The sequence below is a fragment of the Pseudomonas sp. MYb60 genome (assembly GCF_002979555.1).
In the GTDB taxonomy this organism is placed as follows: Bacteria; Pseudomonadota; Gammaproteobacteria; order Pseudomonadales; family Pseudomonadaceae; genus Aquipseudomonas.
On record NZ_PCOZ01000001.1, the window covers coordinates 214727 to 231572 of the forward strand.

The 16846-nt window shown below is 59.7% G+C and carries 15 protein-coding genes; 9 read left to right on the top strand and 6 right to left on the bottom strand.

Features of this window, described 5'->3' with window-relative positions; translation table 11 throughout:
- Position 1: 1 nt before the first annotated feature.
- The 4 genes from CQ041_RS01000 to yaaA form a co-directional block, all read right to left on the bottom strand.
- A complete protein-coding gene (locus tag CQ041_RS01000) occupies positions 2-1168 on the bottom strand; it encodes an alginate biosynthesis protein Alg44 (protein ID WP_105520797.1) in 1167 nt (388 codons plus the stop codon).
- A 36-nt stretch (positions 1169-1204) separates the two neighbouring features.
- Entirely contained in the window at positions 1205-2686 is a 1482-nt protein-coding gene (gene alg8 / locus CQ041_RS01010; RefSeq protein WP_105520796.1) for a mannuronan synthase, read from the bottom strand.
- 83 nt (positions 2687-2769) lie between these two features.
- The gene (locus tag CQ041_RS01015; protein WP_105520795.1) at positions 2770-4086 is read right to left on the bottom strand and encodes a nucleotide sugar dehydrogenase; all 1317 of its coding nucleotides are present in this window, start codon (positions 4084-4086) and stop codon (positions 2770-2772) included.
- An 838-nt stretch (positions 4087-4924) separates the two neighbouring features.
- Entirely contained in the window at positions 4925-5704 is a 780-nt protein-coding gene (gene yaaA / locus CQ041_RS01020) for a peroxide stress protein YaaA (protein WP_105520794.1), read from the bottom strand.
- A 118-nt stretch (positions 5705-5822) separates the two neighbouring features.
- Here yaaA and CQ041_RS01025 point away from each other — a divergent pair, with 118 nt between their 5' ends.
- From CQ041_RS01025 to moaE, 5 genes are all read left to right on the top strand, one after another.
- Positions 5823-6947, top strand: coding sequence for a polysaccharide deacetylase family protein (locus CQ041_RS01025; protein WP_105520793.1), 1125 nt, complete (start codon positions 5823-5825; stop codon positions 6945-6947).
- A 339-nt stretch (positions 6948-7286) separates the two neighbouring features.
- Complete coding sequence (locus CQ041_RS01030) at positions 7287-8681, top strand: PhoH family protein (RefSeq protein WP_032886372.1); 1395 nt, start codon at positions 7287-7289, stop codon at positions 8679-8681.
- A gap of 89 nt (positions 8682-8770) precedes the next feature.
- Complete coding sequence (moaC, locus tag CQ041_RS01035) at positions 8771-9244, top strand: cyclic pyranopterin monophosphate synthase MoaC (RefSeq protein ID WP_105520792.1); 474 nt, start codon at positions 8771-8773, stop codon at positions 9242-9244.
- A complete protein-coding gene (gene moaD, locus CQ041_RS01040) occupies positions 9241-9483 on the top strand; it encodes a molybdopterin converting factor subunit 1 (RefSeq protein ID WP_105520791.1) in 243 nt (80 codons plus the stop codon). Before moaC ends, moaD begins: the two co-directional genes overlap by 4 nt.
- A gap of 2 nt (positions 9484-9485) precedes the next feature.
- Positions 9486-9932 (top strand): molybdopterin synthase catalytic subunit MoaE, encoded by a 447-nt coding sequence (gene moaE / locus CQ041_RS01045; protein WP_105520790.1) that lies wholly within the window; start codon positions 9486-9488, stop codon positions 9930-9932.
- A gap of 90 nt (positions 9933-10022) precedes the next feature.
- Here moaE and rhlB read toward each other — a convergent pair whose 3' ends face one another.
- Together rhlB and CQ041_RS01055 are read right to left on the bottom strand one after the other, a co-directional pair.
- Entirely contained in the window at positions 10023-11471 is a 1449-nt protein-coding gene (gene rhlB / locus CQ041_RS01050; RefSeq protein WP_105520789.1) for an ATP-dependent RNA helicase RhlB, read from the bottom strand.
- Positions 11472-11573: 102 nt separating this feature from the next.
- On the bottom strand, positions 11574-12230 hold the full coding sequence (locus CQ041_RS01055; protein WP_105520788.1) for an alpha/beta hydrolase: 657 nt from the start codon (positions 12228-12230) through the stop codon (positions 11574-11576).
- 345 nt (positions 12231-12575) lie between these two features.
- Here CQ041_RS01055 and CQ041_RS01065 point away from each other — a divergent pair, with 345 nt between their 5' ends.
- From CQ041_RS01065 to CQ041_RS01080, 4 genes are all read left to right on the top strand, one after another.
- Positions 12576-13607, top strand: a complete 1032-nt coding sequence (locus CQ041_RS01065) for an amino acid ABC transporter substrate-binding protein (protein WP_105520786.1) — start codon at positions 12576-12578, stop codon at positions 13605-13607.
- A 72-nt stretch (positions 13608-13679) separates the two neighbouring features.
- On the top strand, positions 13680-14861 hold the full coding sequence (locus CQ041_RS01070; protein WP_105520785.1) for an amino acid ABC transporter permease: 1182 nt from the start codon (positions 13680-13682) through the stop codon (positions 14859-14861).
- A 10-nt stretch (positions 14862-14871) separates the two neighbouring features.
- On the top strand, positions 14872-15969 hold the full coding sequence (locus CQ041_RS01075; protein WP_105520784.1) for an amino acid ABC transporter permease: 1098 nt from the start codon (positions 14872-14874) through the stop codon (positions 15967-15969).
- Between the two features lie 11 nt (positions 15970-15980).
- Positions 15981-16745: an amino acid ABC transporter ATP-binding protein gene (locus tag CQ041_RS01080; protein ID WP_003171943.1), complete on the top strand. Its 765-nt coding sequence runs from the start codon at positions 15981-15983 to the stop codon at positions 16743-16745.
- Positions 16746-16846: the final 101 nt, after the last annotated feature.

Genomic DNA, 16846 nt, shown 5'->3' on the forward strand with positions numbered 1-16846 from the left:
ATTAAAGGCCCGCAGCCATGGCTTTGTCGATCAGCCAGTTCAGCGAGGGGCCACGGTCGCTGGTCACTTCCACCGGGCGACCGGCGTAGGTGCTGTCCAGCGGTGCGTCAGGCTTGATCTGCACGCGGATGTCGGAGGACAGGTCGGCGCTGTTCAGGCTGGAGCTGCTGACGATGGTGCCGGTGCGCAGTTGTTCTTCGTCGGCGACCTGGAAGCTCACCGGGGTACCCGGGCGCACGTCGGCGAACTGGCGATAGGTGAAGCGTGCTTCGACATTGGCCTGGCTGTTGCGCGGCACCAGTTGGAAGATCACGTCGCCTTTGCTGGCGTACTGACCGTCCGCCACCATTTGCTGGGCCACGACGCAATCGCACGGCGAGGTCAGGGTGCCGGTCATCTGCTTGCCGAACAGCTCTTCGACCTTGGCCGGTGCCAATTGGTCTTCGTCCAGGTGACCCTTGAGGACGTCAAGCATGCTGGTGCTGAAACTGGCGAGCGGTGCGCCCTTGGCGGCAATCGCATCGCCTTTGAGCAGGCTCTGAACGGTGCCGTCGCGCGGCATGGTCACGTTCATCCCGGGCACACTCACCACGCCGGCCTGGGCGTGGCTGACGAAGTACATGCCGTACACCGACTTGAAGATGAACCCGAACGCTGCGAGGCCGACGATGAAGATGCCGGCGCTAAAGGTCACCGCACGCAGGCGGCCAAACGCGGTCATGCCGCTGCCGCCGTCCTTGACCTTGCGCGCCTTGGTGAAGTTGTCGCGTTGCAGGGTGGCGAGCACGTCGCCCATGGTCACGATGTCACCCGACAGGTGCGAAGTGATCAGGTGGCGCAGGGTGGAAATATCCTGCGGTTCCAGGTTCTGGAACTGGCAGCCGGCGCGGCCGGTCTGGCGGTCAAAGGAGCGGACTTGCAACTCCACGTCCATCGCCAGGCCGAGGTTATCGATCACAAACTGCAGGCGCCCCTTGTGCACTTCGCCGATGGTCAACGGCTGGGTCGAGGTGAAGGCCAGGCCACCGGCGGACAGGTCGATCACCCGGGCTTCGGTCGGCGTGCGGTCAGTGTTGAAGAAGCGCAGCTTGGCCGGGATTTTCACGCGGGCATGTTGGCGCTGGGCTTCGGATTCGTGGACAACGTTGACGTTTGCTTGGCTATTCATGGTGTGTAGTTCCTAGTTAATTCAGGCTTGGCAGGGTCAGACCATCATCAGCAACACGGCGACGAAAATGCTGCCGGCGGAGAAGGTCATGGTCCGAGACGACCAGGTGTTGAACCAACGTTGAAAGCTGGCCAAATCGCGGGTCAGTTTGGTGTCCTGGCGGGTCCAGGACTGTTGATCAAGGCGGAAGAACACGTAGATCTTCACCAACGCGCCCATGATCTGGTTGTAATAGAGAATCGCTGGATAGGCCGGGCCGATCGTGTGACCGGAGCACGACAGCAGCAGGGTCAGGATCAGACGGGTGATGCCGATCCACAGCAGGTAGGCGAGGATGAACGCGCCGCCGTACTTGAAGGTGGCGATGATTGCCACGGTCAGGCCGAGCAGGGAGGTCCACATCGACACGCGTTGGTCGAACAACACCACGCTGGTGAACAGCCCCAGGCGCCGTACACCCAGGCCCAGGGCGCGGGAGTTCTGGCGCAGGTTGTTGCCGTACCAGCGGAACATCAGCTTGCGGCTGGCCTTGATGAAGCTCTTTTCCGGCGGGTGTTCCACGGTGTTGATGGCGGCGTCAGGGACGTAGAAAGTGTCGTAGCCCAGGCGCATCAGGCTGAACCAGCTGGACTTGTCGTCGCCCGTGAGGAATTTGAAGCGACCCAGGCGCCAGTGTTGCAGCGAGTCGCTTTCCACGTCGGCGATGAAGCCGGGGTCAGTCACCACGCTGGCACGGAACACCGACATGCGACCGGTCATGGTCAGCACGCGCTTGGACAGGGCCATGGAGCACATGTTGATGTGGCGTTGGGCGAAACGCAGTTTGTGCCATTCGCTCATGATGTAGCCGCCGCGCACTTCGCAGAACTCGTTGGTTGTGAGGCCGCCGACGTTGCCGAACAGCTGGAACCACGGCACGGTCTTGCGTACCACTCCCTCGGCGAGCACGGTGTCGCCGTCGATCACGGCCACGACGGCGCGGTCATCCGGCAGGTGGCGGGAGATGGCGCGGAAGCCGAAGGCCAGGCCGTCACGCTTGCCGGTACCGGCGATACGAACAAAGTCGAGCTTCACGTGTTCCGGCGGGTTCATCTTCTCCCACAGGCTCTTGACCAGCAGCTCGTCGGACATTTCCACCAGTGAGCACACGACAGTGGTGGGGAAACCGCATTCGATGGCTTCGCGGATCACCGAGCTGTACACCTGGGCGGTGGTCAGCGCGTCGATGCGAAAACTGGTCACCATCAGGAATACGTGGGACGGATCGGCCGCCTTGCCCAGCTTGCGCACTTTGCGACGCAGGTGCGGGTAGACCACGTACAGGAACAACATGCCGCGAAAGAAATGCGTAGCACCCATCGAGTAGCGCCAGATACCCACGGCGCCAATCAGGAAAATAAAATTCTTCGACTCGGAGTCGAACGTGCTCGCCGGCAACAGCAGGGCGAGCCCCATCAGCAGGCTGAGGAAGAACAGCCAGCCGGCGGATTGCAGTAGGACATGTTTTAACTTGGACATAAGCATCTTCCGAAGGTGAAGGAGGTTCCAGGCGGCGCGCGCTGGGGATGGGAACGCGCGCCGCCTGGAACTTGCCGTTGCTGTTACCAGCAGATGCCTTCGGTGCGACCGGTTGCGCAGGTGGCCTTGGACATGAAGCCCACCAGGTCGATCACTTGCTTGCCGTGCGGTGCGTTCTGCGCCAGGGCGCGGAATTTCTCGTCGCGGTTGCCGAGGATGATCACGTCGGAGTTGTTGATCACATCATCGAAGTCCGAGTTGAGCAGGGACGACACGTGCGGGATCTTGCCCTCGATGTAGTCCTTGTTCGCACCGTGGACACGGGCGTACTCGACGTTGCTGTCGTAGATGCTCAGGTCGAAGCCCTTGCCGATCAGCATTTCCGCCAGTTCTACCAGCGGGCTTTCACGCAGGTCGTCGGTACCGGCCTTGAAGCTCAGGCCCAGTAGGGCGACTTTGCGTTTGTCGTGGCTGGAGACGATGTCGAAGGCGTTCTGCACCTGGGACTCGTTGCTGCGCATCAGCGAGTTGAGCAGCGGCGCTTCCACGTCCAGGGAACCGGCGCGGTAGGTGAGGGCGCGCACGTCTTTGGGCAGGCACGAACCACCGAAGGCAAAGCCTGGGCGCATGTAGTACTGGGACAGGTTGAGGGTTTTGTCCTGGCAGACCACTTCCATCACTTCGCGGCCGTCGACGCCGACAGCCTTGGCGATGTTGCCGATTTCGTTGGCGAAGGTGACCTTGGTGGCGTGCCACACGTTGCAGGTGTACTTGATCATTTCGGCAACGGCGATGTCCTTGCGGATGATCGGCGCGTCGAGTTCTTCGTACAGCGACTGCAGGACATCGCCGGAGGCTTTGTCGAATTCGCCAATGACGGTCATCGGTGGCAGGTCGTAGTCGGCGATGGCCGTGGATTCACGCAGGAATTCCGGGTTGACCGCGACACCGAAGTCGACGCCGGCTTTCTTGCCGGAGCAGTCTTCGAGGATCGGGATTACCACGTTGGCTACGGTGCCTGGCAAGACGGTGCTGCGCACCACCACGGTGTGGCGGGTGGCTTTGTCACGCAGGACAAAACCGATTTCGCGGCACACGGCTTCGATGTAGTCGAGTTCAAGGTCGCCGTTTTTCTTGCTCGGCGTACCGACGCAGATCATCGACAGGTCAGTGTCACGGATGGCTTCGGCGAAGTTGGTGGTGCCGCGCAGTCGGCCAGTCTCGATACCCTGGCTCAACAGCTCGCCCAGACCGGGTTCAACGATGGGCGATTTGCCGGCATTGATCAGGTCAATCTTGTCCTTGGAGATGTCTACGCCAACCACTTCGTGGCCACGGGCAGACAGGCAACCGGCACATACTGCGCCAACGTAACCGAGACCAAATATGCTGATGCGCATCGCATTTACCTCTTTGTCATTCAAGACTGTGTTAATCATGCCAATTAATGGCCGGAGTTCATGTTTGCAAGCGTCACTGATGCCACGAAAGTTGGGCGAATAGACGCCGACTTATCGCGTACAGGCATGTTGAATAACGAGTGACTAACTATTGCACTCAAGTTGTGCGCAACGTGGCCTTGTTATTGGGGCTTGCCCTGAAATGCAGCCAGCCTTCCTGGGAGAAGGGCCTGGCGCCAGTGCCGCAGGGCGCTGATAGAGGCGGTAAGCCTTTAAGTATCAATGCCTTGGGTTGTCTCACTGACCCATTAGGGGAAGCTTTGCCTTGGCCTTATAGGGAGAAGCAAATCATCCTTGTCGCCGCTCTTAACTAATCGGTTGGTAATATGACCAATGAGTTAAAGTTTAATATGACAACTTCGCTACTTCCGTTGGTCCTTGTGTAAGTCATCTCCTACAGAAACAGAGAATTTCGTTACCGGTGGTATGAGCCGTGGGTGAGGATGAAGTTCCAGCCCGCTCATCCTGTTTCCGGAAATTTCTTGAAATATTGGCAAAGATGGCACTGGTACTATATTGATAGCACTTGCTATTTGGGCCTTTAGTTATGGGGAGTTGACGCGGGGAGATAGTTTTGTGCCACTAGTGTTTTAAAAAAGTGGTGCCACTATGAAAAAAATTCAGAAAAGTCGAGTGAAAGAAACGTTAGGTTTGCGACAAGATGTTTTTTGACGCCAAAAAAATGGCTTTTTACTGGTTGCAACACGAACAAAATGTGGGAGGGTGCAGGCCCCCTCCCACATTTGGATCTCATTGCCTGAAAGAGAAGGGCTTGGCTTTATTCCGGTGCGTGATCGCGCAGGAACACGAGGTTGTCCGGCTTGGACTGCTCGGCATTGAAGCGATACCCCTGCACGTCAAACTCCTTGAGCCTGGCCGGGTCGTTGATGCGCTCCTCGATCACGAAACGGCTCATCATGCCCCGAGCCTTCTTGGCGTAGAAGCTGATGATCTTGTACTGGCCGTTCTTGAGGTCCTTGAACTCGGTATTGATGATCCGCGCGTTCAGGGCAGTGCGCTTGACCGCCGAAAAGTACTCGTTGGACGCCAGGTTGAGCAGCACATCGTCACCTTGCTCGGCCAGCGCTTCGTTCAGCCATTCGCTGATGCGGGTGCCCCAGAAGGCATACAGGTCCTTGCCCCGGGCGTTGGCCAGTTTGGTGCCCATTTCCAGCCGGTACGGCATCATCAGGTCCAGTGGACGCAGCAGGCCGTAGAGGCCCGAGAGCATGCGCAGGTGGTCCTGGGCGTAGGTGAAGTCGTCTTCGCTGAAGGTCTGGGCATTGAGGCCGGTGTACACGTCGCCCTTGAACGCCAGCAGCGCCTGCTTGGCATTGGCGGGGGTAAACGCCGGGGTCCAGCTGCCGAAACGCGCGGCGTTCAGGCCGCCGATCTTGTCGGACACATGCATCAGTTCGCTGATCTGCGCCGGGCTGAACGCGCGCAGTTGCTCGATCAGCACCTGGGAGTGGTCCAGGAATTGCGGCTGGGTAAAGCGCTCGGTTGCAGGTGCGGTCTCGAAATCGAGGGTCTTGGCGGGGGAAATCACCGTCAGCATGAAGTCGTCTCCTTAAATCGTGCGGGGATTCTAGGGGCTTGGGCGGTTTGACTCCACCTATGATGGCGATAGGCATGATCCGCTATGATGGCCGGTAACTCTGGAGGGGGAGACCCGTGTGCGAATCGCGCTGTTATTGACCGCTTGTCTGTTTTGCCTGGGCGCGCAAGCGGCGCCGGTGGATGTGGCCAGCCTGGACCGCGGCACCTGGCCGGAAAAACTCGCGAGCCCGGCGCTGTTCGATGTGGCCTCGCGCGCGGAAATCCTCATGTTCGCGCACGGCCTGCTGGCCAGCGAGTCCCTGGATGAGCCGGCGCTCAAGCAGCGCCTGGGCCTGAAGATCATCAACCTGTCGGCCATCGACGACCTGCGGCGTCAGCTCTGGCAGCGGCTCCTGGAGAATTACCGCTTCGCCCAGCAGAGCTGTGAAGTGGATGCTTCGTTCTGCTACCTGGTGGAAAACATGGACGACCTGCGCGAGCAGGCCGGCAAGTTCGAGGTCAGCGACGATTCTTTCTATATAGGCTGGGCCGCTCCGAGCCGGACCTTCCATGAGCGCTACCTCGATGAGTTGTTGCGCAAGGCCGCGTTGTTCCCGCAGATCAGCAGCGAAGTCGCGCGGTTCGGCGACCACGAGCGCAACGGTGACGAATTCAACGATCGTCTGTTCCTGCTGACCTTCGACGACGGCCCGGCACCGATCAACGGCAATACCGACTGGATCGCCGATTACCTGCGCAAGCAGAAGATGAATGCGACCTTCTTCATCCTCGGCAGCAGCCTGCAAACCCGGGTGGAACGCAGTTCGGCCAGTGACGTGCAGGCCCTGTATCAGGGGCAGTGCGTGGGCACCCAGGGCTGGCAATACCGTTCCCATAGCCATTGGGTCGAATGGCAAAGTTCCATCACCCGCACGGCAGCGCTGACGCAAAACCTGATGCCGGAGAACTACGTGCCGCTGTTCCGCCCGCCCTATGGCCAGCGGCGCGCTGACAGCCAGGGTTTCTTCCAGTCACAGGGTTTGCAGGTGGCGTTGTGGGACATCGATTCCCAGGACGATCCGGGCAAGCTCAAGGCCGAAGAATCGGCGCAACGGGTGCTGACGCTGATGCTGTTATGGCGCAAAGGCGTGATTGTGTTTCATGACACCCAGGACAAGGCGCGGGTGGCGTTACCGATGTTATTGCAGGCAACGGCGCAGAGTGGGCTGGGTTGGCAGGACTGCCGAGAGGCGTTTCGCTGAAGTGCCCGGCCCCGTTGGGGTTGAGGCATTCCTGGGGTGATTTTGTGCGACAAATCGATGCAGGCGGACTTCCGACTTTAACGGGGTATATGGCACTCGGCTAGTGCTATTCGTCATCCTGAAAAATAAACTTCAAAAAAGCGTCAAAGTGCTTTTTTCTGTCACAGGTTTTGCGGTATTACGAAGTCAGATCGCCGAAACCTGCAACACAGGTGGCGTCTTCCAAGACTCCTCATGTGGGCATGCACTTGACGTCCCTCAGGTGCATTCGGTGGTCGAATCGAGGCGCAGCACCGCCCAGGTATTGCGTCGACTGGCTCCCACAAAAGGTGACCGAGTATGGATGATCATGGACGCACCCCTTCTTCCGACCAGCCAATCCTTTATGTGCTTGATACCAACGTATTGATCCACGATCCAAACGCACTGCTCAATTTCGAAGAACACCACGTCGCCATCCCCATGATCGTGCTTGAGGAACTCGACAAGCTCAAAAGCGGGCACCACAGCGTTGCCGCCGAATGTCGCCAGGCCATCCGCCTGATCGACAAGACGCTGGGCGAAGCGTCTCCTGAAGACGTTGAAGTCGGCGTGCCGATCCAGCGCGGCAAGAGCGGGCCCAAGGGGCTGCTGTCGATCCTGATGAGCAAGCGCAGCGAGCCCAACAGCCTGTTGCCGGAAAACCTCAACGACAACAAGATCATCAACCAATTGATCGACCTGCACGCGCGCGACAAGGACCTGCGCCTGGTGCTGGTGACCAAAGACATCAATATGCGCCTCAAGGCCCGTGCGTGTGGGATCGCGGCCGAGGACTACAGCACCGACCAACTGGTCGACGACGTCTCGATGCTGTCCCGTGGGTATCACACCGTGACCGGCTCGTTCTGGGACCTGGTCAGCAAGGTCGAAACCCGTCAGGACCATGGCCGCACCTGGCACCAGGTGCAATTGATCGACAACCTGCCGGCCGTGCACATCAATGAATTCATCATCGACGAACAGGGTTTTGTGGGCTGGATCAAAGAGATCCAGGTCGACAAGCTGCTGATCCTCGACCTGCATCAGGAACCCCTGTTGCACCAGGAAGCCTGGGGCCTGAAACCGCGTGACATCTACCAGAGCCTGGCGCTGTATGCGCTGCTCGACCCGGATATCCACCTGGTCAACCTGACCGGTGCCGCCGGTTCCGGTAAAACCATCCTCGCCCTGGCCGCTGCCATCGAGCAGACCATGGTGACCAAGCGTTATCGCCGCATCATCGCCACCCGCAGCGTGCAGGGCCTGGACCAGGAGATCGGTTTCCTGCCCGGCACCGAGGCGGAAAAAATGGAGCCGTGGCTGGGGGCGATCACCGACAACCTCGAAGCCTTGCACATGGATGACGAAAACACCCATGGCAGCGTCGACTACATCCTCAGCAAAGTGCCGTTGCAGTTCAAATCCCTCAACTACATCCGAGGTCGCAGCTTCCAGCAGAGCCTGATTTTGATCGATGAATGCCAGAACCTCACGCCGCACCAGATGAAAACCATCATCACCCGTGCTGGCGCCGGTTCCAAAGTGGTGTGCCTGGGCAACCTGGCACAGATCGACACCCCTTACCTGTCCGCGACCAGCTCCGGGCTGACTTACCTGACGGAACGCTTCAAAGACTTCCCGAACGGCGTGCACATTGCGCTGCAGGGTGTTCCACGCTCGATTCTGGCCGAGTACGCCGAGTCCCACTTGTAAATGCGGTCAATGTGGGAGGGGGGTTGCCCCCTCCCACATTTTGATCAGTGATAGGTTTACAATCGGTGCTCCTGATCAGGAGTAACCCCGTGCTGACTCATCTCGATTCCCAAGGTCGCGCCCACATGGTCGACGTCACCGACAAAGCCGTGACGTTCCGTGAAGCGGTGGCCGAAGCGCGCGTGCGCATGTTGCCCGAGACCCTTAAAATGATTGTCGACGGCGCCCATCCCAAGGGCGACGTGTTTGCCGTGGCCCGCATCGCCGGGATCCAGGCTGCGAAAAAAACCAGTGACCTTATCCCGCTGTGCCATCCGCTGATGCTCACCGGCGTCAAGGTTGAACTGAAGGCCGATGGCGAAGACGCCGTGCACATCCTGGCGCGCTGCAAGCTCTCCGGCCAGACCGGCGTTGAGATGGAAGCGTTGACCGCGGCCAGCGTCGCGGCCCTGACGATCTACGACATGTGCAAGGCCGTGGACCGCGGCATGACCATCGAAACCATTCGCCTGCTGGAAAAGCTTGGCGGCAAGAGCGGGCATTTCAAGGCGGACCAGGCATGAGCATCAACGTATTGTTTTTTGCGCGTTACGCCGAAGCGGTGGGCTTTGATTCGCTGGAGATGGAGGGCGATTTCGCCACCGTCGATGCCGTGCGCCTGGCGCTGGCCAGTGACCCGGAGTTTGCAGTCCTCAACGAGACGAGCCTGATGTGTGCGCGAAACGAGGAATTGTGCAGTCTTGACGAGCCGGTACATGCCGGAGACGAAATTGCCTTCTTCCCGCCCGTGACCGGAGGCTGAAAATGGCCATCCGCGTGCAGGTCGAGGCGTTTGATCCCGGTGTTGAAGTCAATGCGATGCATGCAGCCAATGTCGGCGTGGGCGCGGTGGTGAGTTTTGTCGGGTATGTTCGCGACTTCAATGATGGCCGCGAGGTATCGGGGATGTTTCTTGAACACTATCCCGGCATGACTGAAAAGGCTTTGGCCAAGATAGCCGTCGAAGCCGAACAACGTTGGCCGCTGCTCAAGCTCGAGGTGCTGCACCGTATCGGCGCGCTGGAGCCGGGAGAGCCGATTGTGTTCGTCGGGGTAGCCAGTGCCCATCGCCAGGCGGCGTTTGATGCCTGTGCCTTTGTGATGGACTATTTGAAGACGCGGGCGCCGTTCTGGAAGAAAGAGAACACCAGTGAGGGGCCGCGTTGGGTGGAAGGGCGCAGCAGCGATCACATTGCCGCAGACCGCTGGTAGGAGCGAGCTTGCTCGCGAAGATCGTTAACGATAACGCGGGGCCACTGGTGCCCCGTGTTGTTCTCTGGTTTTTCGCGAGCAAGCTCGCTCCTACGGGCGTTTACGCTCGACCGGGCGCAACAAGTGCGTCGGCGGTGTCTCGCAGCTGATTTTGCGACCCAGCAGCGCCTCGATCGACGGCAACTGATACGAGTCATCTTCCCCGGCAAAACTGATCGACACACCCGCCGCTCCGGCACGACCGGTTCGGCCAATGCGGTGCACGTAGTCGTCCGGCACTTCCGGCAGGGTGAAGTTGATCACGTGGCTGATGCCGTCGATGTGAATCCCACGGCCCGCCACATCAGTGGCCACCAGCACGCGGATCTTGCCTTCGCGAAAGCCCTCCAGCGTCTTGATGCGCTTGTGCTGGGGCACGTCACCGGACAATTGCGCCGCGTTCACGCCATCACGCACCAGGCGCTCCTCGATGCGGCGTACCTCGTCCTTGCGGTTGGCGAACACCATCACGCGTTCCCAACCGTTGTCGTTGACCAGGTTGTAGAGCAGCTTGTACTTGTCGGCACCGGCGACGGCGTAGATGTGTTGCTCGACGTTTTCGCTGGCGACGTTTTCCGCTTCGATCTCGACGATGGACGGGTCGGTGGTCCACTGCTTGGCGAGGTTCATCACGTCTTCGGTGAAGGTCGCGGAGAACAGCAGGGTCTGACGTTCGGATTTCGGTGGGGTCTGGCGAATGATCTGACGCACCTGTGGGATGAACCCCATGTCGAGCATGCGGTCAGCTTCGTCCAGCACCATCACTTCGACCATGTCCAAGTGCACGTCGCCGCGCTGGTTGAAGTCCAGCAGGCGGCCCGGTGTCGCCACCAGGATGTCGCAATGACGGGCTTCGAGGTGCTTGAGCTGCTTGTCGAAGTCCATGCCGCCGACAAACGTCATGACGTTGAGGCCGGTGTATTTGGTCAGGTCGGCGGCGTCCTTGGCGATCTGCACCACCAGCTCCCGGGTCGGGGCGATGATCAGTGCGCGTGGTTCGCCCATGTAGCGTTCTTTCGGCGGCGGCGTCTGCAGCAACTGGGTGATGATCGAGATCAGGAACGCGGCAGTCTTGCCAGTACCGGTCTGGGCGCGACCGATGGCGTCTTTGCCGGCGAGGGTGAAGCCCAGCACCTGCGCCTGGATCGGCGTGCAGTAGGGGAAACCCAGGTCCTGGATGGCATGCATCAGTTCAGGGGCCAGCTTGAAATCATGGAAGCGGGTCTTGCCTTCCTGGGGCTCGACCACGAAGTCTTCGAGTTTCCAAGGGATGACGGGCGGTTTGGGCGCACGTTCGCGGCGCGGCTTGGGCGCCGGTACGGAGGCTGTTGTCGGTTCAGGCGCGGTCACCGTAGGCGTCGTCGGCGGGGCGACAGGCACCGTCCGAGCGGGCTGATGGCCGTCATCGCGGCTGCCGGCAGTCGGGACAGGAGCACTGGGAACAGGCGCGAGCGGCTCGGCCTCGCTTTTGCCGAACATCTTCTTGAGTGCTTCGAGCACGGTGATCTCATTAATTGGTTAAGGAATGTACGCCGGCCAGTGTAATGCAAGAAACGGGCGCGGCGTAGTGTGTCTGTCATACGGCTACATAAACGCCGGTTTTCAGCTCAGGCGAGCGCTCAACCAGGCGCCGATATCGCGGATCTCTTCGGGTAACACTTCGTGGCCCATTGGGTATTCCTGCCATGTCACGGTGACACCACGGGTCTTCAAATGCTCGTAGGCGCTGCGACCCATGGCGTTCTGTACCACTTCATCGTACTGGCCATGCAGGCACAGGGTCGGAATGCGCTGCTGGCTGGCGGACAATTCCAGCTCGTCGCTGAACGTCGGCGCGTAGGTGGAGAGGGCGATCACGCCACCCAACGGGCCTTCCCAATTCAAGAACGCGGTGTGGAACACGACCGCACCGCCCTGGGAAAAACCGGCAAGGAAAATTCGCGAAGCGTCTATTCCGGTTCTCTTCTGCGCTTCGATCAAATCCGTGACCAGGGTTGCCGAGATTTCCAACTCTTCCAGGCTGATGGAACGGGCCGGGCTCATGGCCTTGATGTCGTACCAGCTCGGCATCTCGTAACCGCCGTTGATGGTGACGGGGCGGGTCGGCGCCTGGGGCAAAACGAATCGCGTGGTCAGCAGGCTTTCCTGCAGGGCTTCTGCCACTGGCAGGAAGTCGTAGCGATCGGCACCCAGGCCATGCAACCAGATTACGCAGGCGTCTGCGGGCTTGGCGGGCTGAAGAATCAAGGGGTCGGTCATGGTTGCTCCAAATATGTGCGTGCGCTCCGATTGAGTGCGACGGAACGGTGCGCGACAGGTTGATCTGTTAAGAGAATGTCGCAAGGGTGAATCTTTTCCTCTTGACCATGAGCTGAAACGGCTCAGCGGCCAGTGTGGTACGGCGCTTGCTATGGAGAACTCGATGTCAGGTCTCTCCCGTGGCGGTAACACTATCAGTGACAGCCGCCTCTGGGATAGCAACTGGACTTACAGCGACAGCCTCTTACCGTTTGACCCCAAAAAAAGCCAACACGGGTCAAGGTCGCCTCAAAAGGGTGCGGTGGGGTTCGAGCTCCGACACAACAAGAGCAACTGGAGGTTTGAATGAAGGTATTGAAATCCACCCTGGCCATCGTGACTGCGGCGGCTGTACTGGGTGTCAGCGGTTTTGCCCAAGCCGGCGCCACCCTCGATGGCGTGCAGAAGAAAGGCTTTGTGCAATGTGGCGTGAGTGACGGCCTGCCGGGCTTCTCGGTGCCGGATGCCAGCGGCAAGATCCTCGGGATCGACGCTGACGTGTGCCGTGCTGTTGCCGCTGCCGTGTTCGGCGACGCGACCAAGGTCAAATTCAGCCAGTTGAATGCCAAGGAGCGTTTCACCGCGCTTCAATCCGGCGAAGTCGACATCCTGTCGCGCAACACCACCATGACCAGCTCCCGCGATGCCGGCATGGGCCTCAAATTCCCGGGCTTCATCACCTACTACGATGGCATCGGCTTCCTGGTCAACAACAAGCTGGGCGTGAAGAGTGCCAAGGAACTGGACGGTGCAACCATCTGCATCCAGGCCGGTACCACCACTGAGCTGAACGTTTCCGACTACTTCCGTGGCAACGGCCTCAAGTACACCCCGATCACCTTCGACACCTCCGACGAAAGCGCCAAGTCGCTGGAATCCGGTCGTTGCGACGTGCTGACCTCCGACAAGTCCCAACTGTTCGCCCAGCGCAGCAAGCTGGCCGCGCCGAAGGACTACGTGGTACTGCCGGAAACCATCTCCAAGGAGCCACTGGGCCCGGTCGTGCGTAACGGCGACGACGAGTGGCTGGCCATCGTGCGCTGGGTAGGCTACGCCATGCTCAACGCTGAAGAAGCCGGTATCACCTCGAAAAACGTTGAAGCTGAAGCCAAGTCCACCAAGAACCCGGACGTTGCTCGTCTGCTCGGTGCTGACGGCGAATACGGCAAAGACCTGAAAGTGAAAAAAGACTGGGTTGTGCAGATCGTCAAGCAAGTCGGTAACTACGGCGAAGTGTTCGAGCGCAACCTGGGCAAGAGCACCCCGCTGGAAATCGACCGCGGCCTGAACGCGCTGTGGAACGCCGGCGGCATTCAATACGCACCCCCTGTGCGCTGATCGCTGATGGTTCTGTCACCCGGTGGGCCAACCGCCGGGTGATGTTCTGTTCCATTATTTTCGGGGCACTTCATGCAAAAACAAATCGGCGCACCCAAGCAGAAGCTCAGCTTCAGCGACCCCAAAGTGCGTGCGTGGCTCTTCCAGATCATCACGATTGTGGCGGTGATCTCGCTGGGCTGGTACCTCTTCGACAACACCCAGACCAACCTCCAGCACCGGGGCATTACCTCGGGTTTCGACTTTCTTGAACGCAGTGCCGGCTTCGGCATCGCGCAGCATTTGATCGACTACACCGAATCGGACAGCTATGCCCGGGTCTTTGTGATCGGCTTGCTCAACACCTTGCTGGTGACCTTCATCGGCGTGATCCTGGCTACCCTGCTGGGCTTCATCATCGGCGTGGCACGGCTGTCGCCGAACTGGATGATCAACAAGCTGGCCACCGTGTATGTGGAAGTGTTCCGCAACATTCCGCCGCTGCTGCAAATCCTGTTCTGGTACTTCGCGGTGTTCCTGACCATGCCGGGGCCGCGCAACAGTCACAACTTCGGCGACACCTTCTTTGTCAGCAGCCGTGGCCTGAACATGCCGGCAGCGATTGCCGCTGACGGGTTCTGGCCGTTTGTAGTGAGCATCGTCGTCGCCATCGTGGCTATCGTGCTGATGTCACGCTGGGCCAACAAGCGCTTTGAAGCCACCGGCGTTCCCTTCCACAAATTCTGGGCGGGCCTGGCGTTGTTCATTGTGATCCCTGCGCTGTGCACCTTGATCTTCGGTGCGCCGGTGCATTGGGAAATGCCTGAGCTCAAGGGCTTCAACTTTGTTGGCGGCTGGGTATTGATCCCTGAACTGCTGGCACTGACACTGGCGCTTACCGTGTACACGGCAGCGTTCATCGCCGAGATCGTGCGCTCGGGCATCAAGTCCGTGAGCCATGGCCAAACCGAAGCGGCACGCTCCCTGGGCCTGCGCCCCGGGCCGACGCTGCGCAAGGTCATCATCCCGCAGGCCCTGCGGGTGATCATTCCGCCGCTGACCAGCCAATACCTGAACCTGGCGAAGAACTCCTCGCTGGCCGCCGGTATCGGTTACCCGGAAATGGTCTCGCTGTTCGCCGGCACGGTGCTCAACCAGACCGGCCAGGCCATCGAAGTCATTGCCATCACCATGAGCGTGTACCTGGCGATCAGCATCAGCATTTCCCTGCTGATGAACTGGTACAACAAGCGCATTGCGCTGATCGAGCGGTGAGGAAACCAGCATGAGTTCACATACTTTCAAACCTGACATGCCGCCGCCGACCAAGGTGTTCGGCCCGGTGGCATGGATGCGCGCCAACCTGTTCTCGAGTTGGCTCAACACCCTGCTGACATTGCTGGCCTTCTACCTGGTCTACCTGGTGGTACCGCCGATCCTGCACTGGGCCATCCTCGACGCCAACTGGGTGGGTACCACGCGCGCCGACTGCACAAAGGAGGGCGCCTGCTGGGTGTTCATCCAACAGCGCTTCGGGCAGTTCATGTATGGCTACTACCCCGGTGACCTGCGCTGGCGCGTAGACCTGACCGTGTGGCTGGCCATCGTTGGCGTGGCGCCGTTGTTCATCTCGCGCTTTCAGCGCAAGGCGATCTACGGCCTGAGCTTTCTGGTGCTGTACCCGATCATCGCGTTTTTCCTGCTGCATGGCGGCATCTTCGGCCTGACCAACGTAGCGACCAGCCAATGGGGCGGCCTGATGCTGACCCTGGTGATCGCCACCGTCGGCATCGCTGGCGCCTTGCCGCTGGGTATCGTGCTGGCCTTGGGGCGTCGCTCGAACATGCCGGCGATCCGCGTGATCTGCGTGACCTTCATCGAGTTCTGGCGCGGCGTGCCGTTGATCACGGTGTTGTTCATGTCCTCGGTGATGCTGCCGTTGTTCCTGCCCGAAGGCATGGGCATCGACAAGCTGCTGCGGGCGTTGATCGGCGTGATCCTGTTCCAGTCGGCCTACGTGGCTGAAGTGGTGCGTGGTGGCTTGCAGGCGATTCCCAAGGGTCAATACGAAGCCGCTGCCGCGATGGGCCTGGGCTACTGGCGTTCGATGGGCCTGGTGATTCTGCCGCAAGCCCTGAAGCTGGTGATCCCCGGCATCGTCAACACCTTCATCGCGCTGTTCAAGGACACCAGCCTGGTGATCATCATCGGCCTGTTCGACCTGCTCAACAGCGTCAAGCAAGCCGCCGCCGACCCGAAATGGTTGGGCATGGCCACCGAAGGCTACGTGTTTGCCGCCCTGGTGTTCTGGATTTTCTGTTTTGGTATGTCGCGCTATTCCATTCATTTGGAACACAAGCTCGACACAGGCCACAAGCGTTAGGAGTTGTTGTTATGAGCGAAGCAATCAAACAGCCTGTGAGCCCTGAAGGCATTATTCAGATGCAGGGCGTCAACAAGTGGTACGGCCAGTTCCACGTGTTGAAAGACATCAACCTCAACGTCAAGCAGGGCGAGCGTATCGTGCTGTGCGGCCCGTCGGGTTCGGGCAAGTCCACCACCATCCGTTGCCTCAACCGCCTGGAAGAACACCAGCAGGGTCGCATCGTGGTCGATGGCGTGGAGCTGACCAACGACCTCAAGCAGATCGAAGCGATCCGCCGCGAAGTCGGCATGGTGTTCCAGCACTTCAACCTGTTCCCGCACCTGACCATCCTGCAGAACTGCACGCTGGCACCGATGTGGGTGCGCAAGATGCCCAAGCGCAAGGCTGAAGAAATTGCCATGCACTACCTGGAGCGCGTGCGTATTCCGGAGCAGGCCCACAAGTTTCCGGGGCAGCTCTCTGGCGGGCAGCAACAGCGTGTGGCGATTGCCCGTGCACTGTGCATGAAGCCGAAAATCATGCTGTTCGATGAGCCGACCTCGGCACTCGACCCGGAGATGGTGAAGGAAGTGCTCGACACCATGATCGGCCTGGCCGAAGACGGCATGACCATGTTGTGCGTGACCCACGAAATGGGCTTTGCCCGCACCGTGGCCAACCGCGTGATCTTCATGGACAAGGGCGAGATCGTGGAACAGGCGGCGCCGAACGACTTCTTCGACAACCCGCAGAATGACCGGACCAAGCTGTTCTTGAGCCAGATTTTGCATTGATCGATGCGTGAATAAATAAACCCGGCCTGGTGCCGGGTTTATTTATTTTGGCTAGCAGGCTTTTTTGCCGCTCAAGAAACCGGGGCCGTTGCTCTTGTAGG

Excerpts from the sequence above, each read along its gene's own strand:
- CQ041_RS01075 (WP_105520784.1), top strand. The coding sequence starts at position 14,872 with ATGAGTTCACATACTTTCAAACCTGACATGCCGCCGCCGACCAAGGTG.
- moaE (WP_105520790.1), top strand. The coding sequence starts at position 9,486 with ATGGCCATCCGCGTGCAGGTCGAGGCGTTTGATCCCGGTGTTGAAGTC.
- CQ041_RS01055 (WP_105520788.1), bottom strand. The coding sequence starts at position 12,230 with ATGACCGACCCCTTGATTCTTCAGCCCGCCAAGCCCGCAGACGCCTGC.
- CQ041_RS01065 (WP_105520786.1), top strand. The coding sequence starts at position 12,576 with ATGAAGGTATTGAAATCCACCCTGGCCATCGTGACTGCGGCGGCTGTA.
- CQ041_RS01000 (WP_105520797.1), bottom strand. The coding sequence starts at position 1,168 with ATGAATAGCCAAGCAAACGTCAACGTTGTCCACGAATCCGAAGCCCAG.
- CQ041_RS01080 (WP_003171943.1), top strand. The coding sequence starts at position 15,981 with ATGAGCGAAGCAATCAAACAGCCTGTGAGCCCTGAAGGCATTATTCAG.
- alg8 (WP_105520796.1), bottom strand. The coding sequence starts at position 2,686 with ATGTCCAAGTTAAAACATGTCCTACTGCAATCCGCCGGCTGGCTGTTC.
- yaaA (WP_105520794.1), bottom strand. The coding sequence starts at position 5,704 with ATGCTGACGGTGATTTCCCCCGCCAAGACCCTCGATTTCGAGACCGCA.
- moaD (WP_105520791.1), top strand. The coding sequence starts at position 9,241 with ATGAGCATCAACGTATTGTTTTTTGCGCGTTACGCCGAAGCGGTGGGC.
- CQ041_RS01015 (WP_105520795.1), bottom strand. The coding sequence starts at position 4,086 with ATGCGCATCAGCATATTTGGTCTCGGTTACGTTGGCGCAGTATGTGCC.
- CQ041_RS01030 (WP_032886372.1), top strand. The coding sequence starts at position 7,287 with ATGGATGATCATGGACGCACCCCTTCTTCCGACCAGCCAATCCTTTAT.
- CQ041_RS01070 (WP_105520785.1), top strand. The coding sequence starts at position 13,680 with ATGCAAAAACAAATCGGCGCACCCAAGCAGAAGCTCAGCTTCAGCGAC.